The organism is Streptomyces sp. ICC4, assembly GCF_003287915.1.
Taxonomy (GTDB): Bacteria; Actinomycetota; Actinomycetes; order Streptomycetales; family Streptomycetaceae; genus Streptomyces; species Streptomyces tritrimontium.
The window spans coordinates 6,199,370-6,223,146 of the sequence record NZ_CP030286.1; the positions used below are offsets into that span (position 1 = coordinate 6,199,370).

At 69.0% G+C, this 23,777-nt stretch carries 21 protein-coding genes and 2 pseudogenes; 16 read left to right on the forward strand and 7 right to left on the reverse strand.

Going from position 1 to position 23,777, the window contains the following annotated elements; translation table 11 throughout:
* Positions 1 to 8: 8 nt before the first annotated feature.
* Complete coding sequence (locus DRB89_RS28990; protein ID WP_204357841.1) at positions 9 to 2,114, reverse strand: TerD family protein; 2,106 nt, start codon at positions 2,112 to 2,114, stop codon at positions 9 to 11.
* 213 nt (positions 2,115 to 2,327) lie between these two features.
* Here DRB89_RS28990 and DRB89_RS28995 point away from each other — a divergent pair, with 213 nt between their 5' ends.
* Positions 2,328 to 2,510, forward strand: a complete 183-nt coding sequence (locus DRB89_RS28995) for a hypothetical protein (protein WP_112463476.1) — start codon at positions 2,328 to 2,330, stop codon at positions 2,508 to 2,510.
* Positions 2,511 to 2,537: 27 nt separating this feature from the next.
* Here the strand turns inward: DRB89_RS28995 and DRB89_RS29000 are convergent, their stop codons facing one another.
* Positions 2,538 to 3,353, reverse strand: coding sequence for a site-2 protease family protein (locus tag DRB89_RS29000; RefSeq protein WP_112453013.1), 816 nt, complete (start codon positions 3,351 to 3,353; stop codon positions 2,538 to 2,540).
* Positions 3,354 to 3,413: 60 nt separating this feature from the next.
* Between DRB89_RS29000 and DRB89_RS29005 the strand changes: the two are divergent.
* The 3 genes and pseudogenes from DRB89_RS29005 to DRB89_RS29015 form a co-directional block, all read left to right on the forward strand.
* Positions 3,414 to 4,121 (forward strand): annotated as a pseudogene (locus DRB89_RS29005) (BTAD domain-containing putative transcriptional regulator); the annotation flags it as partial.
* 220 nt (positions 4,122 to 4,341) lie between these two features.
* Complete coding sequence (locus DRB89_RS29010) at positions 4,342 to 4,884, forward strand: hypothetical protein (protein WP_162688772.1); 543 nt, start codon at positions 4,342 to 4,344, stop codon at positions 4,882 to 4,884.
* A gap of 467 nt (positions 4,885 to 5,351) precedes the next feature.
* Positions 5,352 to 5,864: a helix-turn-helix domain-containing protein gene (locus tag DRB89_RS29015; protein ID WP_239516379.1), complete on the forward strand. Its 513-nt coding sequence runs from the start codon at positions 5,352 to 5,354 to the stop codon at positions 5,862 to 5,864.
* A 279-nt stretch (positions 5,865 to 6,143) separates the two neighbouring features.
* Here DRB89_RS29015 and DRB89_RS29020 read toward each other — a convergent pair whose 3' ends face one another.
* Together DRB89_RS29020 and DRB89_RS29025 are read right to left on the reverse strand one after the other, a co-directional pair.
* Complete coding sequence (locus DRB89_RS29020; protein WP_112451215.1) at positions 6,144 to 6,827, reverse strand: response regulator transcription factor; 684 nt, start codon at positions 6,825 to 6,827, stop codon at positions 6,144 to 6,146.
* A complete protein-coding gene (locus DRB89_RS29025) occupies positions 6,824 to 8,038 on the reverse strand; it encodes a histidine kinase (RefSeq protein ID WP_112451216.1) in 1,215 nt (404 codons plus the stop codon). The genes DRB89_RS29020 and DRB89_RS29025 overlap by 4 nt, the downstream gene beginning before the upstream one ends.
* 194 nt (positions 8,039 to 8,232) lie before the next feature.
* Here DRB89_RS29025 and DRB89_RS29030 point away from each other — a divergent pair, with 194 nt between their 5' ends.
* The 3 genes from DRB89_RS29030 to DRB89_RS29040 all read left to right on the forward strand — a co-directional run bounded on the left by DRB89_RS29030 (position 8,233) and on the right by DRB89_RS29040 (position 10,653).
* A complete protein-coding gene (locus DRB89_RS29030; RefSeq protein ID WP_162688773.1) occupies positions 8,233 to 8,640 on the forward strand; it encodes an ATP-binding protein in 408 nt (135 codons plus the stop codon).
* Positions 8,641 to 9,564: 924 nt separating this feature from the next.
* Positions 9,565 to 9,978, forward strand: coding sequence for a hypothetical protein (locus tag DRB89_RS43825; RefSeq protein WP_204357845.1), 414 nt, complete (start codon positions 9,565 to 9,567; stop codon positions 9,976 to 9,978).
* A gap of 39 nt (positions 9,979 to 10,017) precedes the next feature.
* Positions 10,018 to 10,653 carry a Tn3 family transposase gene (locus DRB89_RS29040; RefSeq protein WP_112451218.1) on the forward strand — a complete coding sequence of 212 codons (636 nt, stop codon included), beginning with the start codon at positions 10,018 to 10,020 and terminating at the stop codon, positions 10,651 to 10,653.
* Between the two features lie 104 nt (positions 10,654 to 10,757).
* On the opposite strand, the gene DRB89_RS29045 is transcribed toward DRB89_RS29040, so the two are convergent.
* Both DRB89_RS29045 and DRB89_RS45010 read right to left on the reverse strand, forming a co-directional pair.
* Entirely contained in the window at positions 10,758 to 11,855 is a 1,098-nt protein-coding gene (locus DRB89_RS29045; RefSeq protein ID WP_239516380.1) for a phosphodiester glycosidase family protein, read from the reverse strand.
* A gap of 442 nt (positions 11,856 to 12,297) precedes the next feature.
* Positions 12,298 to 12,540: pseudogene (locus DRB89_RS45010) on the reverse strand (transposase); the annotation flags it as partial.
* Between the two features lie 670 nt (positions 12,541 to 13,210).
* On the opposite strand from DRB89_RS45010, the gene DRB89_RS29060 reads away from it, so the two are divergent.
* The 4 genes from DRB89_RS29060 to DRB89_RS43240 all read left to right on the forward strand — a co-directional run bounded on the left by DRB89_RS29060 (position 13,211) and on the right by DRB89_RS43240 (position 17,006).
* A complete protein-coding gene (locus DRB89_RS29060) occupies positions 13,211 to 13,402 on the forward strand; it encodes a hypothetical protein (RefSeq protein WP_112451221.1) in 192 nt (63 codons plus the stop codon).
* 64 nt (positions 13,403 to 13,466) lie between these two features.
* Entirely contained in the window at positions 13,467 to 15,611 is a 2,145-nt protein-coding gene (locus tag DRB89_RS29065; RefSeq protein WP_112451222.1) for an ABC transporter transmembrane domain-containing protein, read from the forward strand.
* Between the two features lies 1 nt (position 15,612).
* Entirely contained in the window at positions 15,613 to 16,800 is a 1,188-nt protein-coding gene (locus DRB89_RS29070; protein ID WP_112451223.1) for a glycosyltransferase, read from the forward strand.
* Positions 16,797 to 17,006, forward strand: coding sequence for a hypothetical protein (locus tag DRB89_RS43240; RefSeq protein ID WP_162688775.1), 210 nt, complete (start codon positions 16,797 to 16,799; stop codon positions 17,004 to 17,006). Before DRB89_RS29070 ends, DRB89_RS43240 begins: the two co-directional genes overlap by 4 nt.
* 520 nt (positions 17,007 to 17,526) lie before the next feature.
* On the opposite strand, the gene DRB89_RS29075 is transcribed toward DRB89_RS43240, so the two are convergent.
* Positions 17,527 to 17,994: a hypothetical protein gene (locus DRB89_RS29075; protein ID WP_112451224.1), complete on the reverse strand. Its 468-nt coding sequence runs from the start codon at positions 17,992 to 17,994 to the stop codon at positions 17,527 to 17,529.
* Positions 17,995 to 18,620: 626 nt separating this feature from the next.
* On the opposite strand from DRB89_RS29075, the gene DRB89_RS29080 reads away from it, so the two are divergent.
* From DRB89_RS29080 to DRB89_RS29100, 5 genes are all read left to right on the forward strand, one after another.
* Positions 18,621 to 19,220: a substrate-binding domain-containing protein gene (locus DRB89_RS29080; protein WP_112463478.1), complete on the forward strand. Its 600-nt coding sequence runs from the start codon at positions 18,621 to 18,623 to the stop codon at positions 19,218 to 19,220.
* 115 nt (positions 19,221 to 19,335) lie between these two features.
* Positions 19,336 to 20,658: an extracellular solute-binding protein gene (locus DRB89_RS29085; protein WP_112448999.1), complete on the forward strand. Its 1,323-nt coding sequence runs from the start codon at positions 19,336 to 19,338 to the stop codon at positions 20,656 to 20,658.
* A gap of 108 nt (positions 20,659 to 20,766) precedes the next feature.
* A complete protein-coding gene (locus tag DRB89_RS29090; RefSeq protein WP_239516381.1) occupies positions 20,767 to 21,702 on the forward strand; it encodes a sugar ABC transporter permease in 936 nt (311 codons plus the stop codon).
* A gap of 224 nt (positions 21,703 to 21,926) precedes the next feature.
* Entirely contained in the window at positions 21,927 to 22,697 is a 771-nt protein-coding gene (locus DRB89_RS29095; RefSeq protein WP_239516882.1) for a carbohydrate ABC transporter permease, read from the forward strand.
* 74 nt (positions 22,698 to 22,771) lie between these two features.
* Positions 22,772 to 23,749: a hydroxyacid dehydrogenase gene (locus DRB89_RS29100; protein WP_112453445.1), complete on the forward strand. Its 978-nt coding sequence runs from the start codon at positions 22,772 to 22,774 to the stop codon at positions 23,747 to 23,749.
* Positions 23,750 to 23,777 lie beyond the last annotated feature (28 nt).

The window sequence follows — 23,777 nt, forward strand, 5'->3', positions numbered from 1 at the left end:
GCCCCCGCTCAGCCGCGGCGGCCCGTACGACCCTCGACCGGACCCAGATGGGCCACCACACCCCGGTAGAAGCGGTCGACGGCCTCGTCCACACTGCGGATGAACCCGGACTCCGTGTTGCCGCGAGTGCTGCCCATGCCCTTGAGCAGGGACAGCCGGAAACCCACGACCGCGGCGCCGTCGGCAGGCAGCAGGTCGCCCGGCTCCGGGCGCAGCCGCTCGAGCGTGCCGCGCGGCCCGCTGCCCGCTTCTACGAGGCTCTCCACGTGGAGGTCCGCCGGCGCCTCGGCCAGCAGCCGCACCAGCCGCTTCGCCATGGCCAGCGGGTACGCGCCCTCGGGCGCCGGCACGTCGACGGACGTGCGGACCTTGGAGGTCCTCAGATCGGCGTGGACGGCGATGACACTGCTGGTCCCGTCGACGCGCAACTCCGCGGAGAGCTTTCCGCCCTCGCACAGCGCCTGCGCCGCCGCGACCCGCCGGGCCTGCGGATCACTGCCCCGCCGGGCCCGCTGCACCGGAAGCGCCTTCTGGCCGAGCTCCCCGCCGAGGCGCAGGCATACCTGGCGGATGAGCCGCTCCCAGCTCTCCACGACCTCCACGGCCCGCGCGTCCCCGTGGCCGAGGGTCTCGTCCTCGATGCCCTTGCGGACGGGCACCCAGGCGGCACCCATGTTCTGGAAGCCGTGGCAGCCCGACTGCTCGTGCTGGAGGTACTCCAGGAGTTCCTGCAGGAGCCAGGCGTGCGCGGCGTTGCCCACCCCCTCGTGGCGGATCAGCATCTGCGCCTGGTGCGCCACTTCGGCCCAGGACAGGTGCCAGAGGCTGACCTTGTGCTTGCGCCGGCCGTCGACCTTCACCTCGACCATGGCGCGGCCCTCGAGGGCCACGTCGTTGGAGAGGGTGACCACGGCTTCGTAGCCGCGGCGCGCGGCGATGTCCATGTACTGCTGGATCTGTTCGGCCTTGAGCAGGTTGCCGTTGGTCTTCGTCTCCACGAGCGCCGTCCACAGCTTGCCCGCGCGCTCCACCCGGATCACCCCGTCCGGGCGCCGCGGAGTGTCCCCGTGGGGGAGCGAGACCTCCGTGAAGGTCTGCATGCGGCCGGCGGGCGCGCCGAACCCGGCGGTGAGGCGGCGGCCGAACTCCGGTACCTGCGCCATGACCGACAGCAGCACCGAAGTGGCGCGGACCTCGCGCTCCTTGTCGCTCTTGAGCGAGGGGACTGGGAACAGCCGAGCCTGGCTCCAGGACTCGTTCTCGGCGAGGGACTTCTTGGCCACCTTGGGCAGGGTGACTTTTTTCCTGGTGGTACGGGGGCCACGGGTCTGGGCCGGTACGGCGACCGCCGGGTCCGCCGGGGAGCCGGGGGAGGAGGCCGAGGATGTCGAGGAGGCAGGGGCGGGCGCGGGCTCGGGGACCGCGCCGGCTCCGGGCGCGTCGGCCGCGGCCGAGGTGTCCGCCGTGTCGGCGGCCCGTTCCGGCGCCGCGGGTTCCCCCGTGCCCGCCGGCTCCCCTTCGGCGGCCTGCTCCGCCCCCTCGGCCTCCGCCTCCTCGGCGCCCTCCGACTCCTCCAGCACCGGAATGCCGAAGTCCGTCGCCAGGCCCGCGAGGCCGGTTTCGTAGCCCTGGCCGACCGCGCGGAACTTCCACTCCTCACCCCGCCGGTACAGCTCGCCGAAGATGAACGCCGTCTCCACGCCCGCGTCCTCGATGGAGTAGCCGACCAGGGGCTCGCCCGAGCGGTCGGTGATCGTCATCCGCAGGTCGTCGAGGTCTCCGAAGCGGGCGCCGCCGTACCGGCTGGCCGCCACCACGATCCTGGCGATCCCCTCGGGGACCGCGGTCAGGTCCACGCTGATGCGGTCCTCGTCGCCGTTCTCGTTCGGCGTCTTGCCCAGCAGCTGCACGCTTCCGTCGGCTGCCGCCGGGTTGTTGTAGAAGTAGAAGTCGTTCTCGTCGCGGATCTTGTCGTTCCCGTCCAGCAGCACCACGGAGACGTCGGCGTCCCCGGCCCCCGATGCGCTGGTCCAGCTCAGGCTGACGACGACCGCGCCGGCGTCCTCGCTGAGGGCGGTCAGGCTGACGTTCGCGCCCTTTGGGATTTCCTGCATGTCATCCCCCCAGTCGCCCGGCGTCGTCCGTGGCGGACCGAGGCGGCCGGGCTGTCGTTCCGTGTGGCTTTCGCACCGGCTGAGCGGTGCGTCCCGGCGAACCGTAACCGCGGGAGGGGGGAAAGATCACGGGAAGCCCGAAAATGGTCGGGCGGGGGATGGGGGACACTGGGAGGGCTTGAATCGCTTCAGTGTCTTCGAGGAGCCCCAGACATGCCCCGCCTTGCCGTGTTCGCCATCGTTCTCTGCGTCCTGGCCGCGGCCGCGGCCGTCGTCGCCTTCGTGCAGGGCAGCCTGCTCGGGATCGTGTGGGTGCTGATGGCCGGCGTCACCTCGAACATGGCCTGGTTCTACGTCCGCAAGGCGAAGGCCGAGAAGGCGCGCAGCGCCGGCTAGCGCTGTGCGCCGCCCGCCCGGCGCAGGTCAGTTCTCGGTGGGGGCCACGCAGAAGCCGTTGGTGTCCTGCCAGAAGCGGTAGAGGTCGCGGCCGCAGTAGGTCTCCAGGTCGCTCACCCCGAGGGCGGAGAGCAGGCCGTCGATGAGGTTGAAGAAGTGCGCGTTGATCTCCGGGATCCACAGCAGCGCGAAGACGGCCAGCAGCCCGAAGGGTGCCAGCGGCGCCACCTCGCGGCGGACCCGGTGGGAGAGCCAGGGCTCGATGATGCCGTAACCGTCGAGGCCCGGGACCGGCAGGAAGTTCAAGATCGCCGCCGAGACCTGGAGCAGGGCCAGGAAGGCGAGCGCGAAGCGGAACGCCATCGGGACCCCGTCCAGGGCGTCCAGCCAGAACGGGGCCGTGCACACGACCGCGAAGGCGACGTTCGTCAGCGGGCCGGCCGCCGAGATCAGGCTGTGCTTCCAGCGGCCCTGGATCCGGTCGCGCTCGATGTACACCGCGCCGCCGGGCAGGCCGAGGCCGCCCATGATCACGAAGATCACCGGCAGGACGATGCTGAGCAGCGCGTGCGTGTACTTGAGGGGGTTCAGTGTCAGGTAGCCCTTGGCCCCGACGCTGAGGTCCCCGCTGTGCAGGGCGGTGCGGGCGTGCGCGTACTCGTGCAGGCAGAGGGAGACGATCCACGCGGCCGTGACGAAGAGGAAGACGGCCAGCCCGGTGCTGGTCGAGTACCCCGTCCACACCGCCCACCCGGTCACCGCCATGACGGCGAAGATGCCGAGGAATACGGAACTGATCTGCCGCTCGCCGCGGTCGTGGCTTCGACTGCCCTGGTGACCCATGCGGTGAACCTATCCCGGGGCAGGCGCCGTAGAGGTCCCGGGGCCGGAGACAATGGACCGGTGCGCTATGCGATTCTCGGCACCACCCAGGCCATCCGCGACGACGGGAGCACCGTCCCCGTCGGCGGGCCGCGCCTGCGCGCGCTCCTGACCGCGCTCGCGCTGCGGCCCGGGCGGGCGGTGCCTGCGGGCTCGCTCATCGCCGAGGTCTGGGACGGCGACCCGCCGGCCGACGGCCCGGCCGCCCTCCAGGCGCTGGTGGGACGGCTGCGGCGGGCGCTCGGGCACGAGGCGGTGAGGTCGGGGGAGGGCGGCTACGTGCTCGCCTGCGCCCGCGACGACATCGACCTGTACCGCTTCGAGCGGCTCACGCGCGCGGCGGCCACGGCCGCCCCGGCCGCCCCGGCGGACGCGGCCGCCCTGTACGACGAGGCCCTCGCCCTGTGGCGCGGCGAGCCGCTGGGCTCCCTGCCCGGGGCGGAGCCGGAGGCCGCCCGCTGGGAGGCGCTGCGGCGCGAGGCCCGCCGGGGCCGGCTGGAGGCCGCGCTGGCGCTGGGAGAGGCGGAACGGGCCCTGCCCGAGCTGACCGCGCTGTGCGCGGGGCTGCCGCTGGACGAGCCGCTGCAGGCCCTGCGGATCCGCGCCCTGCGCGACACGGGCCGCCCGGCGCAGGCACTGGCCGCCTACGACGAGGTCCGCCGCGACCTGGCCGGCCGCCTGGGCACCACCCCGGGCCCCGCCCTCCGCGCACTCCACGCGGACCTGCTGACCCCGGCCGTGGGCCAGTCCCCGGCTGCGGCTCCGCTCCCGGCCCCGTTCCTCTTACACATCTGACGCGGCCGACGATCCACCCTGTTTGTATCGTACGGGCGGGGTGTACACGGGGCCGGCGGCGGGTGTCGCGGTGCCGTCCCGGTCCGGCGGAGGCATCAGGGCGAAGACGGCGGCCGGGGGGTCTGTGACGATCGGTCTGCCGGGCGGTGGTGACGTGGCGGGCACGAAGGCGGGCAAGGGCACGACCGTGTACCCCGGTGCCGCACCTTCCACGGATCTGGCCGTACAGGCCACACCCGGGGGCGGAGTGCGGGCTCTGGCGGTGTTGGAGGACAAGAGTGCCCCGCGTCAGCAGCGATACCTCATCGGGCTCCCGACCGGTGCCGGTCTGGTGAAGACCAGCACCGGCATGGTTGCCGCGGTCGGCCCGGATGGTCAGGTTCTCGGCGCCTTCGCCACACCCTGGGCCAAGGATGCCAACGGTAAGAGCGTGCCCACCAGCTACCAGGTGGAGGGGAACACTCTCGTACAGTCGGTACAGACCACGGGCGCGACCGCCTTCCCCGTCGTCGCCGACCCCTGGTACGACCCCTCTTCGTGGGAGAACTGGGACACGATCAAGTGCGTCGCCAGCCAAAGCCAGGACGGCGCTATCTACGCGGGTGCGGGTGCGGCCCTGGCCGGGCCTGAGGCCATCGGCCCCGGGGCCGTAGGCGGAGCCTTGGCCGGCACCTTCGTCGGGCTGAAGAACTGCTAGACGCAGATGTCGCCGGCGCGTTGAAAGTCAATGAGTTGAAAGGAGAAGGGCGAGTGGGACCTCAGGCGGCTCCGGACGGAAAGCCTGCCGTGTGGCTCGTAGTTGTGGCTGCTGTAGTGCCGTGGGGTGCGATGTCTTTGGTTAACATCCACCCTACGTGGCTGAGTATTGCCATCACAGGGTCAGTCGTGGCAGTAGGCGTTCTTGGCGTCCTTTTGTACTTCCGGCTGCGAATGCTGAAATTCTTCCGTGAGTACCCGAATAACCCCGTGGAGTGAGGGCGCTGGCCCGCTGATCGGTCTGCCGGGCGGCGGTGACGTGGCGGGCACGAAGGCGGGCAAGGGCACGATCGTGTACCCCGGTGCTGCACCTTCCACGGATCTGGCGGTACAGGCGACCACGGACGGGGGCGTGCGCGCGCTAGGTGGGCCAGGCGCGCGAAGACCGCCCAGTACTTGGCGCTTCGCGTGAGGATAGTGCTGCGTTGCGCGGAAGGCGGGACGAACAAGCAGGCCGCGGCCGAGCTTGGTGTCGACACCTCGACCGTGGATCGCTGGCGCGGTCGTTTCATCGCTGGCCGTTTGGACGGTCTGGCCGATGAGCCCAGGCCGGGCCGGCCGTCCTCGATTCTCCTCGACCAGGTCGAGGACGTGATCGTGGCGACGCTGGAGTCCACTCCGGGCCGGGATACCCACTGGCCACGGGCCTCGATGGCCGCTCGCACGGGGCTGTCGAGATCGACGGTCGGCCGGATCTGGAAGCGGTTCGATCTCAAGCCTCACCTGCAGGATTCCTCGACCGCCTTTCCTGTGGTCGCGGACCCCAAGTGGCTGGACGAGGCTGCCAAGGGAGCCACCGGCGGAATGATCGGTGGATGTGTCGGAGGAGCTCTCGCCGGAGGAGCTGGGTGCGTCCCGGCGGCCGTGGCCGGCGGTGTGGCCGGCGGTGTCGCCGGAGCGATCACGGGCCTCTTCAGCTGATGGGTCCTCTTCAACCGGTAGTGAGGTGATCAACCATGCTCAAGATCGACTTGTGGTTCGGGAACTCCCCTGCAGCGCACGGTGTCGCTGGCCGTGCTGTGTGGGCTGGGGGTGGTGCTGGGAATATCCCTGCAGGACCGCTCTCTCCTTGCCGCCGTGGTGTGGGGTCTCGTCGGAGGAATCGCGGCGGTTCCTCTCCTTCTCGTGGCGGCGAAGGCGGTCCGCTACGTCGAGAGCCGTCGCGGTTCCCTGTGAGAGCCCGCGCACCGGGAGGCGGGGTTATCGGGGCGTAGGCCTGTCGGGTCGGTGGTGAGGGTGTCCGGCTTCGTAGGCGATGCGCGCGGCCTGAACGCGGTTGGTGGCTCCGAGTTTGGCCATCATGCGGCTGACGTGGCCTTTGACGGTGCCTTCGCTCATGTGGAGGGTCGCGGCGATCTCCGCGTTGGGCATGCCGTAGGCGAGCAGGTCCAGGATCTGCTGTTCGCGGCCGGTCAGCCGTGCAAGTTCCTTCGCGTGCTGCGGGGGATGCTCGGCGGCGGGCTCGGTCCCGTGCCGGGAGTCGATGACGAAGCGGGTGACGGCGGGAGAGAGGATCGCGTGGCCGCGGGCGACGGCGCGGATGCCTTCGACGAGGTCTTTGGGCGGGGTGTCCTTGAGGAGGAAACCGGCCGCGCCGGCGCGCAGTGCCTCGTCGATGTAGTCGTCGGCGGTGAACGTGGTCAGGATGATGACGGCGGGGGGCGAGGGCAGCGCGGTGATCGCGGCGGTGGCGGCGAGGCCGTCGGTGCCGGGCATCCGGATGTCGAGGAGCACCACGTCGGGTGCGTGCTCGCGTGCCGAGGCCAGGGCCGCGGCTCCGTCCTCGACGGCGCCGACGACGTCCATGTCGTCCTGGAGGCCGAGGATGAGTTCCAGGCCGCTCCGGATGAGGGCTTCGTCGTCGGCGATCAGTACGCGGATCATTCGACCTCCGTGCCGGTGCCGGGCCGCGGTGGCCTGGCGCGGGCGGGCTGATGTCGTGGGGTCAGGGGGATGATGGCCTCCACGCGGAACCCGCCGTCGCCGGTCGGGCCCGTTGTCAGGGTTCCGCCGAGGAGGGTGACGCGCTCGCGCATGCCAAGGAGTCCCTGGCCGCCTTCGGGCAGGGACCCGTCGGCCGGGCGGGCCGTGCCCTGCGGCTGCGAGGGCGGGCCGTTGAGAATGCGGACCGTGAGCGACTGCGGCCCGTAGGCGACGTCCACCTGCGCGCGGGCGCCGCAGGCGTGCTTGGAGACGTTGGTCAGTGCCTCCTGGACGATCCGGTACAGCGTCCGCCCGTACACCGGTTCCAGCGAATCCAGGTCGTGGTTCTGCCGCAGGGTGACCGCGACGCCGCCCTCCCGCGTCCGCTCCAGCAGGGCGGGCAGCCCGGCGGCCGTGGGCAGCGGAGCCCGGTCACCGTGGTTTCCTCCGCCGACCAGTCCGAGCGCGGTACGCAGCTCGCCGAGAACGCCCCGCCCGAGCGACTGCAGCGTTACGGCCTCTTCGGCCACCCAGTCGGCCTGCCGGCTCTCCGCCGCCATCTGCAGCGCACCCGCCCGGAACACCATGTGGGTCACTCCGTGCGCGACCACGTCGTGCATCTCCCGCCCGATCTCGCGCCGCTCCTGCGCGCGCGCCCGCTCCTCCAGGAGTACGCGCTCGAGTTCCATGGACCGGATCTGCTCCTCCTGGCTGACGCGCAGGCGCTGGCGGGCGGCGACGTAGAGGCCCAGGAGCATGGGGGTGACGGAGAAGATGATGTAGTGCGGGGCCAGCTGGGGCATGGTCACGTCGGGGTCGTACCAGAAGGCCAGGGTGTGGCCGAGGGCCGAAGCGGCGAGCAGGCCGGCCTGCAGGCGGCGCGAGAGGGTGTGCGCGCCGACGGTAAACAGGGCGACGGCTTCGGCTGCGGGGTAGAAACTCGCCAGGTCGGCCGCGATCGCGACGGCGGCGATCGGGCCGGGCCAGCGCCGCCGCAGCAGCAGCAGGGCGCTCATCGCGGCCCAGACGATGATGCCCGGCCACCAGGCCTCGCCATAGCGCCGGTCTCCGGAGCCGCGCAGGAGGACATCGCGTACCTCGTAAACGGCGGCGCCGACGGCCAGGGCGACGTCCCAGCGGCACAACCGCCAGCCGGAGGTGTGCTCGCTCATGGATCCCCTTGCCTTCCTCTGCCTGCGAGTAGACCGCCTCCGGCTGCGGTGCGCATGTGGCGAAGGTTGTGAACTTTCGATACAGCCCCATCGGAAGACCTAGAGCATATATGGACATAAGGGTCAGGTTTTGGGAGTGGGCGGTCTGTAGCGTCGCAGACGACCCCACACCCCCCACCGGACAAGGAGCCTCATTGGTCACCGCCCGCTTCGACCTCCCGGCCACCGCCTCCCAGGTCGCCCCGGCCCGCCACCGGGTGAGACAGCAGCTGGACACCTGGGGGCAGCCACTGGACGAGGCGACGACCACCACCGTGGAACTGATCGTCTCCGAACTCGTCACCAACGCCATCGTCCACGCGCAAGGCAGCCGGATCGGCCTCGCTCTCCAGATCGCAAGCCGGCCCGGACGGCGCCGCCTGCGCGTCGAGGTCTCCGACGGCGGCCACCACCTTCCCGGCCGGGCGCGCCCCGCGACGGACGACGTGGAGTCCGGCAGAGGCCTCGCCCTGGTGGAGGCCCTCTCCGTCCGCAGCGGAGCCATCCCCGAAGCACACGGAAAAACCTGCTGGGCCGAAGTCGACCTGCCCGAGGCAAGTTGACGATCAAGGGGCGCGCGGTGCCCACCACCTTCTGAGCGAGGACCAACGCAGTCGCTTCGGCCGGTTCGCGGGAGGACCCGGACGAGGGACAGCTCGCCGGATCCTTCCTGCTCGACCAGACCACCCGGCGCCGGGCGATGGCGGCCAAGGGCGCGCGGAACCGGATCGGCTGGGCGGTCCAGCTCGGGACCGCCCGATAGCTGGGGACGTTCCTGGACAACCCCGAACAGGTACCCGGAGTTGTGGTCGACTACGTCGCCGAGCAACTGGACTTGTCGCCAGCGGAGTTCGCCGGCTACGACATGAAAGAGACTCGCTGTGACCACCAGGAGCAGATGCGCGAGGGGTACGGGTACACGAAGTTCGAGTTCGACCAGTGGTTCGCACTGGCCCGCTGGATGTACCAGCGGGCGCGGATCGGCTCCGAGCGCCCGACCCTGCTGTTCGACCTCGCCACCAAACGCCTGGTGGAGAAGAAGGTGGTGCTGCCCGGGGTGGCCGTCCTGGAACGGCTGCTCTCCGGCTCGCGCGAGCGCGCCGAGAAACGCCTGTGGGCCACGCTGGCCGCCGCCCCGACCCAGGAGCAGGCCGCCGCGTTGCAGCGCCTGGTCGTCGTCCCTGCAGGCAAGCGTCTGTCCGAGCTGGGCCGGCTGCGGCGCTCACCCCGGGACATCACCGCGCGCGGGGTGGGCAAGGTCATGGAGCGGTACGAGGCGCTGAACACCTTCGGCGGGACGGCGTGGGACCTGCCTGCAATACCCCCGGACGGCTCCAGACACTGGTTGGTCCACTTCGCGCGGGCCGCCCGCGCCCAGGCCGTCTCCGACCTCGCCGGGGACCGGCGCCTGGCCACCCTGGTGGCGTTCGCCGCGGTGATGCCGCAGGTTGCCGCGGACGAGGCGATCGAGGTGCTTCGACCTGGTGATGGGCGACCTGATCCGCTCCTCCAGCACCAAGATGACCAAGCAGCGGCTGCGGACCCTCAAAGACCTGGACGCCGCCGCGATCCTGCTGCGCGAGATGTGGATCGCGGTGTCCTCGGCCGCCGCCGACCCTTCAAGCGACATCCGCGCGACGCTCGACGCCATGGACGTCGGCCCGTTCCACGCGGCGGCCGAGACGGCCAAGCTCCTCGCCCAGGAGCCCGACGACGGCGTCGAGCAGATGCTCGCCGCCCGCTACAACACCACCGCCTGCTTCCTGCCCGACCTGCTCAAGACCTTCGAGTTCGAGTCGAGCCCGGCGGGCGACCCGGTGCTGGACGCGCTGGCGTTCGTGAAATCCCTCAAGGGACGGCGCCGCCCCATCCAGGGGTGGAGGTCCCGGCCAGGTTCCTGACCTCCGCCTGGCGGCGCCTGGTCTTCCCGCCCCCCGCCGATGCCCGTGGCCAGCGTCGAGAAGCGCGCCCTGATCGTCGCCTCCACCGAGGCCTCGCGCACCGCCCTGCACCGGCACGAGGTGTACGTGCCGGGCCTGCGCAAATGGGGCGACCCCAACGCCCGGCTGCGGGGCGACACCGCGTGGGGGGCAACCCGCTCCCGCGTCTGCTGGGAACTCGACCTCGACCTGAACCCCGACAAGATCCTGGCGGGCTGGACCCGCCGCCTGGACGCTGCCCACCGTGAGTTCGCCGACCGCCTGGCCGCCAACCCCGCCGTACGGATCGAACAGCAAAACGGTCGCGACCGCATCATCCTCACCGGCCTGGACCGCCTGGACGAACCCGCCTCCCTGCGTGAGCTCCCCAAAGAGGTCGAGGCCCGCCTGCCCGCCGTCGGCCTACCCGAAATGGTGTTGGAGGTGAACTCGTGGGTGCCCTACCTCGGCGACTTCACCCACGTCTCGGAAGGCAACTCCCGCATGGACGACCTCGAACTGTCCGTGGACGCCGTGCTCACCACGGAGGCCACCAACGTCGGCGTCGACCGATCGTCCACGACGGCGTCGACGCGCTCAGTCACGACCGGCTGTTCTGGGTCGAACAGAACTACCTGCGCGCGGCCACTCGTTTGACAGACCCGACCGAAGCGGTTTCGATGGCGACGTCGAAATCCCGCTCGGTAATTGGAGCCACAGGCCCCCCACTGGGCGAGATATTGGCCACGAAGATCGGAAGATTACCTCCGGCCAGCACGAATAGCGCAGCGCCGCTGAGGAGCTGAAACGGTGCAGTTTGACGTGATCGCGATGCCATTGGGTACGAGCCGCTCGAGGCCGCCAGCGAGATGGTTGCGCACGCGGAGGTGTCCTGAGGCGGAGTCCCGGGTCACCAAGGTCGCCGATGCGCCGCCGTCAAGGTTTACACCGTCGGAGCAGTTCAGCTGAGCGAGGAGCCGTGCGAGTTCGTCCACCGTCAGTCCGCTGGATCGGCCTTCCCGCCCATCCGTGGACAACAGCCGCAGAGTGCGGCCCCCATCGGCGATGCCGGCAGCGCTGCGGGGCTGTGCGGTGACACTGTCCAGGCCGACCGCAGCCCGGTGGTCCCGCAGCAGCACTTGGCCGCCCAGCGCAAAATCGAAAGCGCCGCCGCTGCCGAGCGGGGCGAGACGGTAATCGATCGTCACCGGGGTTCCGGGGACAAGGTTGCGCAGCAGACGGGCGCCCGCTTCTCGGCCGACGAGAACACGCTCGCCTGGAGCAATGCTTCCGGTACCGGGTGTGGGCGACCCCGACCGGACGAAGCCGTCTCGGACGGTCACTTCGTAGGTGTCCTGCGAACAGGGCGCCCCACGCCTTTCGTCCGTACCGCAGACAGCGCGGGCTCGGGAAACCCGGCCCCACTGTGAGGTGAACATGCCAACCGAACCCACCGGAAGTGCATACTGGTTGAGGCCGCGCAGCGGCATCCGACCGTGCGGACTCTGCACGTGCCCCTCCAGCGTGAGCCTTCCGGTTCGGGCCACCCCGTCCTGTCCGACACCGATGACGTCCTCCGTCGTGCTCCCGCGGGGAGGTGACAAGCCGAATCTCTGCCCCTCAGGCACAGCGGCTTTGATGGGCTGCCCTGAGGCAACAGCCGGACCTGAGGCGGCATAGGTCACCTCGACGCCATGATGCTGCGCTTCGCTGATGTTGAAGAAGTCCCCGTTGATGGCGGCAACCGCACCCCGCTCCCTGGCCATCCGGGACACGGTGTCCCTCTTGGAGACCGCGCCCGGGTGGAGCAGGCCGGCTCGCACGCCGGGCCAGCCCAAATCGATCGTCAGCAGGTGCACTCGTGTATCCCCGTGAGAGGTCGACACCGTGAACGTCCGGTAGTCGACGCCGGGTACAACCTTCTCCACTGCGGCAAGAGCGCCCGAAGCCGCGGAATAGCGTACCTGTCGGCTTCCGCCGACCCTGCGGGAGAGTGACTCACTGTGGGGCGCCGAGCTCGAAGTAATACCGGGAGCCGCGCGATACGGGCCGGGGACTCCAGGCACCCTCCTGTCCGACGAGATGGCCGGAGCGCGTACATGTGAGACCGCAGAGTTGGCGACAGCGGGTTGGGGATTCGAAGCCGCTGCTGCAAGTGCGGAAATCACGGCTCCAGCGATGTACAACTTCGAGTGCTTGTTCACCCGAGAACACCATCATGCAGAAACGTTCACCACCAACGAACATCGCAGCGTGTTGGACAACCTGTCGAGGCAGGATCTCCCGTTCGAGCTGCCATTCCTTCTCCGCCTTGGCCAGCCGGGCATTCTCCGCCCGCAGCCGGGGCAGCTCGGCCTCGGTGTCCTGCGACGCGCCGGAGGCGGCCGGACGGACGTCGGCATCACGCACCCAGGTCCGCAGCGTCTCGGGGTTGACGTTCAGATCGGCCGCGACGTCCCAAAACGTCCGCCTGCCGACCGAAGTCCGCCACAACGCGATCGCGTCAGACCGGAACTCCGCACTGTACTTCGAGGACCTTGCCACGTGGATCTACACCTTCCAGGATCAACAAGATCCTGGAAGGTGTGTCCACACCACGTGGATCACCTCAGCTCAGCGTTACTACCGAATGTGAGACAGAGCCGTTCGATGGACAGACCCTTCGGTTCCGGTCGGGCGCCCGACCCGCCCGGCGGTATCGAAAGTTGTCAACCAAAGGAGGTAGTGAATGGATTCCGGTGTCGGTCACAGTGGGACCACGCCAACATCCGCCTCGGGACACCGGTTCTGGCCGACCTCGGCTACGTCGGGGCCGGTGGAACGTTCGCGGTTCCCCGCCGACGACCGCCCCGCCCGGACCTCACCACCGGGCAACGCTCACTCAACCGGGCCCACGCCCGACTCCGCTACCCCGTCGAACGCGGCATCGCACGACTCAAGACCTGGAAAATCTTCCTCCGCGCCCGCTGCAGCCCCAACTGGCTCACCCAAGCCGCCAAAGCCATCCTCACCCTGGAGAGCTACCGCTGAAGATCCTCACTCACTGGTTCGGCTGGCATGAATGGTGGGGAATCCGACGTATCCAAATCCGGTCGGATCTGTACATGATTTCAGCGGTAGAAACCCTGGATGTCAAGCGATGGTTCACTTGTTTCATCGGACGTCGGATCCCTGTCCACCCATGAAACTTCCAGTCAATTTTGGAGAATTTAGAATGAGCCTTACCCAGCTTCGGTCCATGAATTTCCCTGCCCTCGAGGCCGAGGTGGCGGATGCGACATTCGCCGAGGGGATGAGCGCTGCGCAGTGCGCCTACATCAAGACGCTCAGCTTCACGAGTGCCGTTTATTCCTGCGGTGGCACGCCGAAAAACTACTCGGACATCTACAACCGCGAGTGCCGATAGATCCACACTGTTGCGCCCAGCCTGCACCGCAGGCTGGGCGCAACGGCCGCAGGAGAGATATACGATGCGCTTCCGGAAGTTTCATACCCATCAAACAGGAGAGACGGACTGCGGGCCGGCATGCGTACGCACAATTCTCCGCCGGCACGGGGTTGCGGTGGACACGGCCCTCCTGAGAGAGTCCGTCGGCCTCGGCAACCGTGGCGCGAGCATGCTGCGCCTGAGCCAGGTGCTGTCCGGGTACGGATTGGACAGCGAGCTCCTGCGCCTCGATGTGAGCCAGTTGCGGACCGCGCTCGATGTAGCCGGCCCGGCCATCATCAGAGTGCATATCGACAGCCGTCCGCACTTCATCGTCGTGCACGCTGCGGACGAAGGCCGCTTCACCGTCAGCGATCCTCTCTTTTCAAGGCCGTCGCGCATGAGCGCGGATGACCTCGCGGAGGTGTTCACCGGGGACACCTTGATCACACCACGCCCGGCCAGGCGGCCCGGCGTCCGTGTCAGAGTTGCCGGCTCCGGCACGCAGCAGGTCGTCTGGCCCCTCGTCCGCGCCTCCTGGCCGGTGCTCCTGGCCATACTCGGGCTCACCGCTGTGGCTGCGGCGGTCACCGTGGTCGTCGGCATCTTCATGCAGGTGGCCATCGACCGCGTCGTTCCCGGCGGATCGCCGGGTCCGGTGGACACGTTGGCCGCCCTGACCGGCGGAGCGATCCTCGCCGCCGCTGGCGCCAACTACCTGCGAGGCCGCATGAGTGTGACGCTGGCGCAATCGATGCAGCGCCGCCTCTCCCTGCACTTCACCCGCAAGTTGCTGGGCCTCCCCAGTTCCTTTCATCAAGGCCGGCGCACCGGCGACCTGGTGAGCCGGCTGGACGACATCCAGCAGATCCAGACGGTGGCCGCCTCGACCACCGTCTACGCCGCCGTCGACACAGGCGTCATCATTGGTGTCGGGGCGTACCTACTCCAGGGCAACACGTACGTCGCCTTGGCACTCACCGCGTCGCTCGTGGGCAGTGTCCTGATCTCTCTGTGGCACTACCCACAGATCCGGGCACTGGCCGAAGAGGCGTTGCAACGTGATGCCACGCTCAAGGCCGAATTCACCAACACCCTCCAGCACCACGAGCAGATAGCCGCCTTGGAGGCCCGGGGGTTCACCGAGCAACGCGTCAACGAACGGCTCGCGCGAAGGATCGCAGCGGAACAGCGCCTGGGATTCCTCGGCACCCGCCACTCCGCCATCAAGACCGCCAACCTCGGCCTCACCACCGTCTTCGTCATGTGGCTCTCCCTCCGCCAGGCCATGGCGGGAGTCGTCAGCCTCGGAGAGGTCTTCTCCTCAGTCGCCCTGGCCGGATACTTCCTGGCCGCGGTGGATGCCCTCACCACCCTTCAGATCACCCTCCAGCGGCTTCAGGCTGCCCTGGGGCGCTATCGGGACGTCATGAATCAGAAAGGTGCCATGAACCCGAATCCAGACCGGATCCCATGTTCCGTGTCGGCCCCGAATTCGGCACCGGCGCGTACCGACATCGTGGTCAAGGAGCTCTGCGTCACATACCCCGGTGCGGCCCGCCCGGCGCTCGACGGTTTCACACTCACCGCCGAGCAAGGCAGCTCCGTGCTCCTCACCGGCCCCAACGGATCAGGCAAAAGCACAGCGCTGAGGACCATGGCCGGCCTCCTCGCCCCCACCGGAGGGTCCATTCAGGTCGGCTCAACCATGGCCGTCCAGATGGGAGGGCGCACGCCGGATCGACAGATTCTGTACCTGAGCGAGGTCCCGTTCCTCGTGGCCGCTGACGTACGGGAGAACCTCACGCTTGGTGTGGCCGGCACAGATACTGACATCGCCCGCGCTTGCCGACTCGCCTGCTTCGACGAGGTTCTGGAGACTCTCCCCGGCCGACTGAGCTGGCTCGTGAGCGAAGACGGCACTGGCATGTCCCGCGGGCAGGCGCAGCGACTTGCCCTGGCCCGTGCCATTCTCCGCAACCCCGACGTCTACCTTCTCGACGAGGCCTTCAGCGGGATCGATCACACTACCGTTCACCGGATCTGGGCCAACTTCGCGGCCCTACCCGCAACAAAGATCGTCGTCTCGCACACCAGCGCAGTGGACCTCGCCTTCGATCAAATCGTCGCTCTGGACGCCCGGCCCTCCCTCCAGCCGGCGCCAACTGCCCCCACACGCGAGCTCTGACATGTCCTCCGAGCTCCCGAACCCGCAGGTCACCGCAGTGGTTCTGACCTACAACGAAGAGAAGAGGCTCGGTGCATGCCTACGTGCTCTGAGCGCAGACGTTGATGAAGTGTTGTTGATCGACTCGGGGTCCACGGACGGAACGCTTGCCATCGCCGCCAGCCAGCCTCTGCCCGTCCGCGTGGTCCACGCACCCTGGCGCTCGGATTTCGCGCACCAGAGGAACCTGGCGTTCTCCCACATCCACCGAGGATGGATCCTCATGGTCGACGCCGATGAGGTCCTCGCCCCTACCTCGGGGACGACGACCGTTCGGCAGGTTCTGGCACAGCTCGACCACCGCCAATCCCACCCCGACCTCGTCGGCTGTCCAGAGATTCAGGACGTGCACGACAGGGCCGGACACTCCACCGACCTGCCACGGATACTGCGGGCGCAGACGACGCTGCGCTATCGCGGCCGCATCCACGAACGACCCTACGACGCGGCGGGAAACCAGCCTGCCACGGTCGCCTTGCCTATCCGCCTTACGCACTACGGATACCTTCCCGAGGTGATCGCGGAACAGAGCAAAGAGGAACGTCACACCAGCCTGCTCAGACTCTGTCGCGTCGAGGAGCCGGACAATCCGAAATGGGTCTTCTATCAGGTAAGAGCCGAACTGGCGGCGCTCTCCGACTCAACCCAGGCCCAGGAACTCTTCTCCTGCCTGGCCACGGCCATGGCGCACTGCCCCGACGATGCTCCTGACTACCTCACGGAACGGGTTGAGGACAGCTGGAGCTTGATGTGTGAGCTCGCTCTTCACTTTGGTGGCGCGGAGCAGATCGCCTCATACTCAGCGCGCCTCGAGGACACCGGGCGTCACGCTGAAGCCGTGTACTACCGGACGGTAGTGGCGATGAGTGCAACCCTGACCCGCCTGTCCCACCTGACCGAGCAAGTCCTCGGCCCCCTTGCCCGGGGCACACGTGGCACGGCACGTGACATCGGCCGTCTTCACGAACTGCAAGGGCTACTCGCGCTGGCGTGCGGCCGCACCGATATGGTCCCGCGAGCCCTGGAACAGGCAGTGGCTCACGGAGCCGGTTCGGTGCTCATATCCGAACTCGCACGGTTGCAGAAACTTCTCAGTGCCACCCCTTCAGACCACCAAACCGTCCACCACTCACAGGAGAAATCATCATGATGCTGGGACCTGGACTCGCGGCAATGCCCATGCCCGAATGGAAGGTGCGCACAGCGAAAGGAAAGGAGTACGTGGCAGACAGTGAAGCAGAAGCAAGGGAGATGGCCGGCGAGTACGGCCCGGGGTCTTCGGTCTGGGAAAGGCAGGCTTACCGGGGCATCGCCCTGACCACCATCTCCTCGACAGGCTGGTACCAGGTGGCCTGACGACGCAGCCTCCGCCGGGCGACTTGCGTCCAGGAATCCGCCATCTTCCCGTGCGCCAGTGGCCGGGTTTCGGGCCGGTGGCGTCGGGAATCTGTTCCAGTCCGGCCCCGAAAATGATTGTCTCGGAAAGTAACGATCTCGGGGCCTTACCCGCCTGCACCAGCTACCGCGCCCAGCCGATCCCCAGCTCGGCGAGCGCGGCGAGCTGCGCAGCAAGGTTCGGCGCCTACACGGACGCGCTGGCCCTAACCGCAGGGGTCGCCACGGAGCTTCGTCGTTCCGTACAGCCCGCACCGACCAACCCCACAACCCCACAGTCAGGTTGGAAAGGCTCAGTAACTACCCGGCCTTGGGGAAACTTCACTTGTGAGGTCACCCCGTCAACCGGAGATGCTTCGTTGCGTACACGACAGCCTCCAGGGGATCACCAGCCGTCGTGGCCGATGACGCCGGTGATCACCCTGACCTTGAGTCAGCCCTGTGTGCCGTGGCGACTCAGGCGATGCGAGGGGCCGATCGTTCAGGCGCGGCTGACTGCGAAGTCGACTCGGTTGTCGACTCCGGCGACCTTCACCGTGCCGAAGATCTTGACGACACGGGTCGGGAAGAGTGAAGCCGGGTTACAGACGACCTCGGTGCTGTCGCCCTGCCCTGCGTAGGTACGGAAGCTGATGACGCCCTGTCCGCTGGCGTTGACGGCGAGGGAGAAGCTGCTGCTCTTGGCTCGGGCGTCGTCACCGGTCCCGAGCTCGACCCGGAGGACATTGCTCAGGAAGACGGGCGTCATGGTCATCGCGCGGGATTCACCCGGCACCTTGGCCGTGCCCACGAACGGGGTGTCGAGAGCGAGAAGGCCGACGTAGTCGCTCAGGGCACCACCGCATGTATTGGGCACGGCGGAGGCGGTACTTCCCGTGATCGTGCCGCCGGCGAGTACGGCGGCCAGGGTGAGGGCGCCTACGGTGGCAGTCCGGGTACGACGGAGCATGAGAGAACCTATCCATTGTCTGCCGCGCGCCGCGATACTGCGGCTGGCGGCATGGGTGTGGCCTCGACCAGGTGGCGGGGCCGTTCCTGCTCCCGCGGCCCAACACACCCCAGACAGTGTGGTATTCACACTGCCGGCCCTTGGCCCTCCACTTCGCGCAGTGCGGGAAACGGTGAGCCGGTACCTGTGAGGTTCGCGTTGGCTGATGCGGTACGCAGTCAGTACTACCCCGGCATACGGAAGGCGAGACGATGAGCACTCGCACAGGTGAACGTCGTTCGAGCACCCGAATTAGCGGGCAGGCGCTTCGGCCTCAAGGGCACGGAGAATTCTTGTCGGCGCCACTCACAGCACTCGGGTGGAGATACGGCCGATTGCGCAGCACATGGCAGAGGCTTCAAGCCGGTTCGGCAGGAGTGAGGTGTCCCCCGGAGTGTGGACACGGGGGTCATGCTGCGAGTGTGAGTTTACGTCCTCGCTGGTGTTGCCGTTCGAATTCGGCGGGTGAGAGGTAGCCGAGGGCGCTATGGCGCCGGCGGGTGTTGATGTGATTAAGCGACGGCCCCGCCCCCTCTGCTGTCGGAGCCGAGGGCGGCCCCGGCGCCCCGTGGTACGAGGAGCTGGGGGTGCCCGTCGTGCTCGTGGAGCGGCGCCCCGAGCGGCACGCCTCCGCCTGCGAGCACGTGGGTACGGACCACGGCTACGGCGCCAGGCTGGCGGTACGCCACCTCCTGGACGCCGGGCGGCGCCGGATCGCCCTGGTGATGCGCGGCGGAACCCCCACCGCGCCCTGGATCAAGGAGGGGTACGACGCGGCGGTGGCCGAGGCGGGCCCCGAGGTGTCCGGACACGCGCTCTTCCTCGACCTCGCCGAGCACGACGCCGGCGAGGCCGCCTACGAGCGGGCGGTGGACGCGTTCATCGAGGGGGTGCGGGCCGGCCGGATCGACGCCGCGCTGGTCCATCCCGACCACGAGGCCGTGGTGCTGTCCCAGCGGCTGCGGAGCGCCTCGCTGTCCGTGCCGGGCGACGTGGCCCTGGTCTCCTACGACGACGAGGTGGCTTCGCTCGCGGATCTGCCGCTGAGCGCGGTGGCGCCGTCGAAGCACGAAGTGGGGGTCACGGGAGTGGAGTTGCTCGTCCGCAGGCTGCGGGAGCCCGGCCGGCCCCGGCGTCGGATCGCCATCCTCCCCGAGCTGCGGGTCCGCGCGTCCAGCGAAACTTAACCGTTACTTCGCTTTTCTTTCTCAAGCTTTGCTTTTCTATTGACTCGCTTCTTGTCTGGCCGAATGATGTGCATCACCTCGCCGCATCGACGGCTCGCATCTGAGGAGCAGAGCAGTGAAGCTCACTTCCCGTACCTCCCGCGTCGCCCTCGCCACCCTCTCACTGGCCCTGTTCGCCACCGCCTGCGGTGGGAGCGGGGGCGCCGCGTCCAAGGGCGAAGGCCCCAAGGCCGGATCCCCCAAGGAGCCGGTCAACCTGACCTATTGGGGCTGGACCGGCGGTGCCCAGCAGGTGGTGGACGCGTTCAACGCGTCCCACCCGGACATCAAGGTCACCTTCTCGGCCATCACCGGCGGACCGGACGGATACGCCAAGATCAGCAACGCGATCAAGGCCGGGAACGCCCCCGACGTCGCGGGCATCGAGTACCCGACCCTCCCGGAGTTCGTCAGCCAGGGCTTCCTGGAGGACATCAGCTCCCAGGCCGGCGCCACCGTGAAGGCGAAGTTCCCCCAAGGCGTCCAGGAGCGGGTGACGCTCGGCGGCAAGACCTGGGCCGTGCCGTACGACGCGACGCCGAACCTCCTCTACTACCGCAAGGACCTCTTCCAGAACGCGGGCGTCGAAGTCCCCAAGACCTGGGACGAGTACAAGGCGGCCGCCGAGAAGATCAAGGCCGCCGACAAGAACGTGCGCATCGGCGGGTGGGGCAACGACGACGCGCCGCTGCTGGCCGCGCTCTCCTGGCAGGCCGGCGCCAAGTGGTACGGCACCGAGGGCGACGGGTGGAAGGTCGCCATCAACGACGCGCCCTCGCAGAAGGTGGCGTCGTACTGGCAGGGCCTGGTCAAGGACGACCTGGTGATGAACCTGAAGATCAACGGCCCGGAGTTCGCCAAGGCCAAGGCCGACGGGGTCATGGCCAGCTTCATCGGCGCCTCCTGGAGCGCCGGCGGCACGATGACCGCCCTCGCCAAGGACTCGGGCAAGTGGGGCGTCGCCCCGCTGCCGAACTGGGGCACCCCGGCGACCGGCATGTTCGGCGGCACCAGCTACGCCGTCACCAAGGGCAGCAAGCACGTCAAGGAGGCCGCCGAGTTCGCCGCGTGGGCGGCCATCAGCCCCGAAGGCGTCAAGGCCCGCCTCAGCAGCCTGAAATCGCCGAGCAGCAGCCTGCCCGCCAGCCCCGAACTGCGCACGATCGCCGCCGCGGCCTTCGACGACAAGGGCTTCTTCGGCGGTGACGACGTCTACAAGATCGCCGGTGCCCAGGTCGACACCATCGTCCCGGGCTGGGTCTGGGGCCCCGTGCAGACCGCGACCAACACCGCCATCCAGGACGCCGGGCAGAAGGGCAGCCTGACCGAGGGACTCGCGGCAGGCCAGAAGGCCGCCGAGGAGGCCATCAAGGGCCGGGGTCTCAACCTCGCGAAGTAGGGAGCCGTCGGGGCCGGCCCGGTCGGGCCGGCCCCGCCCGCCCCTTCCGCTTCCCCTGCGTTCCTCCGCCCATCCGTCCTTCCGCAGCGCACCACCAAGGAGCCCAAGGTGGCAGCACCACTCACTCGTTCCGCGCGCGGCGCCGAGCGTCGAGCCGCGCACAGGCCCGGCCAGGGCAAGGCCGTGGTGGTCTTCCTCGCCCCGTTCTTCCTGCTCTTCGCCGCCGTCCTGATCCTGCCCGTCGGTTACGCGGCGTGGATGAGCTTCTTCTCGGAGCGCTCCTCCGGTCTCGGCTTCGGCGGCACCGAACGGGTCTTCAGCGGGCTCGGGAACTACACGAAGGCGCTGAGCGATCACGGTTTCACGTCCTCGTTCCTGCACGTGGCCGCGTACTGCGCCCTCTACATCCCCGTGATGATCGGCACCGCGCTCGCCCTGGCCCTGCTGGTCGACTCGGCGGCGGCCAAGGCCAAGCGCCTCGTGCAGTTCGCCGTCTTCATGCCGCACGCGGTGCCCGGGCTGATCGCGGCGGTCATCTGGATCTACCTCTACACCCCCGGCCTGAGTCCGGTCCTGGAGTGGATCGATGCGGCCGGCGGGCACTGGGACTTCTTCGCCGAGGGGAGCGTCCTGCCTTCCCTGGTGAACGTCGCGGCCTGGCAGTGGATCGGCTACAACATGATCATCTTCTTCGCCGCCCTGCAGGCCGTGCCCCGCGAGGTCATCGAGGCCGCCGTCATGGACGGCGCGGGAGGAGTGCGCGTCGCCCTCCGGATCAAGCTGCCGATGATCCGCTCCGCGGTCTTCCTCACCCTCCTGTTCACCTGCGTCGGCGTCGTCCAGATCTTCAGCGAGCCGATGCTCCTCTCCCAGCGGGCCGGCTCGATGGGCTCGGACTGGTCTCCGATGATGTTCATCTACAAGGCGGCGTTCGAGCGGCACGACTACGGTCTCGCCTCCTCCGCCTCCCTCCTGATGGCCCTCGTCGCGGGCACCCTCTCCTACGTCGTCACCCGGATCGGAAAGCGAGGCGGTTCGGCATGAGCACACGGACGGTCCCTTCGGCGTCGTCCGCGGACGCCCCTCCCGGCCCCGGAGCCGCCACCGCGCTCGGCGCCGCCGGCGCGGGCACCCCGGCGGAGCGCAAGGCCGGACCCGGCCCCGAAGACCGGCGGAGCCGGCCGCGCGACAAGAGGCGCCAGCGCGGGGGAACGGCCTCCAAGGTCGCGGTCAACGGCGTGCTCCTGGTGGCGGTCCTCTACACCCTCATGCCGCTGACCTGGCTGCTGATCGCGGCCACCAAGAACCACGCGGACCTCTTCGGGACGGCCGGCTTCAGCTTCGGCGCGTTCCACCTCTTCGACAACCTCGAAGCCGTGTTCACCTACGACGACGGCATCTTCGGGCGCTGGCTGCTCAACAGCGTCCTCTACTCGGTCGTCGGATCGCTCGCGTCCTCGCTGATCAGCGTCGCCGCCGGCTACTGCTTCGACAAGTACGAGTTCCGCGGCAAGGGCGCCCTCTTCGGCCTGATCCTGATCGGCACGCTCGTACCCGGCGTCGTCATCACGCTCCCGCAGTACCTGCTCGCCTCCGAGGTCGGCATCGTCAACACCTACTGGGCGATCCTCGTCCCGTCGCTCGTGAACCCCTTCGGCGTCTACCTGGCCCGGGTCTTCTCCGAAGGCTACGTACCCGGCGAGGTCCTGGAGGCCGCCCGCATCGACGGGGCGAGCGAGATCCGCGTCTTCCGCTCGATCTCGCTGCCGATGCTCCTGCCCGGCTTCATGACCCTCTTCCTCTTCTCCTTCACCGCCAGCTGGAACAACTTCTTCGGCCCGCTGGTCATGCTCAACGACCACCACCTGTACCCGGCGGTGCTCGGCATCTACAACTGGAACCAACTCGTCGTCCAGAACCCGGAGCTGTACTCGCTCGCGATCACCGGATCCCTGGTGACCGTCATCCCGCTCGCCATCGCCTTCATCGGCCTGCAGCGGTTCTGGCGCTCGGGCCTCTCGGCGGGAGCAGTGAAATGACCAGTCCCGAACCGGCCGGCGGCCGTGAAACGGCAGGCCGTACGCACCTCCGCAAGCCCCGCACCGTCCTCGCCATGGACCACGAGACCAAGACGGCCCTGCTGGACGGGCCGATCCTGGCCCGCCTCGGCGCCACCGCCCGCCTCGACCCCGCACTCCTCGTGACCGACTTCTCCGCGGCCGACCCCGCGCGGCTGCGCGACACGGAGGTCCTCCTCACCGGCTGGGGCTGCCCGCCCCTCAGCGAGCGGGCGCTCGAACTCCTGCCGGCCCTGCGGGCGGTGGTGCACACCGCCGGCACCGTGAAGGGGATGATGACGGAGGCCGCCTGGCGGCGCGGACTGTCCGTCACCAGCGCGGCCGAGGCCAACGCCCGGCCCGTGGCCGAGTTCACCGTCGCCGCGATCGTCTTCGCCAACAAGCGGGTCCTCACCACCGCGCGGGCCTACCGCGAGGCGCGCAGCCAGCTGAACCCCCTCGCCCTGTACCCCGGGATCGGCAACTACCGCAGGACCATCGGCATCGTCGGTGCCTCGCGCATCGGCCGCCGCGTCATCGAACTCCTGCGCTCCTACGACGCCCACGTGCTGGTCCACGACCCGTACCTGGAACCGGGCGAAGCCAAGGCCCTGGGGGTCGAACCGGTGGGCCTGGACGAGCTGATGGCCCGCGCCGACGTGGTCAGCGTCCACGCCCCGCAGACCCCCGAGACCCGCCACCTGCTCGACGCCGGACGCCTCGCGCTGATGCGCGACGGCGCGACCCTCGTCAACACCGCGCGCGGATCGCTCGTCGACACGGACGCGCTCACGGCGGAACTGCTCTCCGGCCGCCTGCACGCCGTGCTCGACGTCACCCACCCCGACGTACTGCCCGCGGGTTCCCCGCTGTACGACCTGCCCAACGTGCTGCTCACCCCGCACATAGCCGGCTCCCTCGGCAACGAACTGGGCCGGCTCGCGACGTGCGCGGCCGAGGAACTGGAGCGGTACGCCCGGGGACTCCCCTTCGCCCACGCCGTCCACCCGGCGAGCCTCGCCCACTCGGCCTGAACGCCCGCCGCCGCCCCAGGAAAGCGCC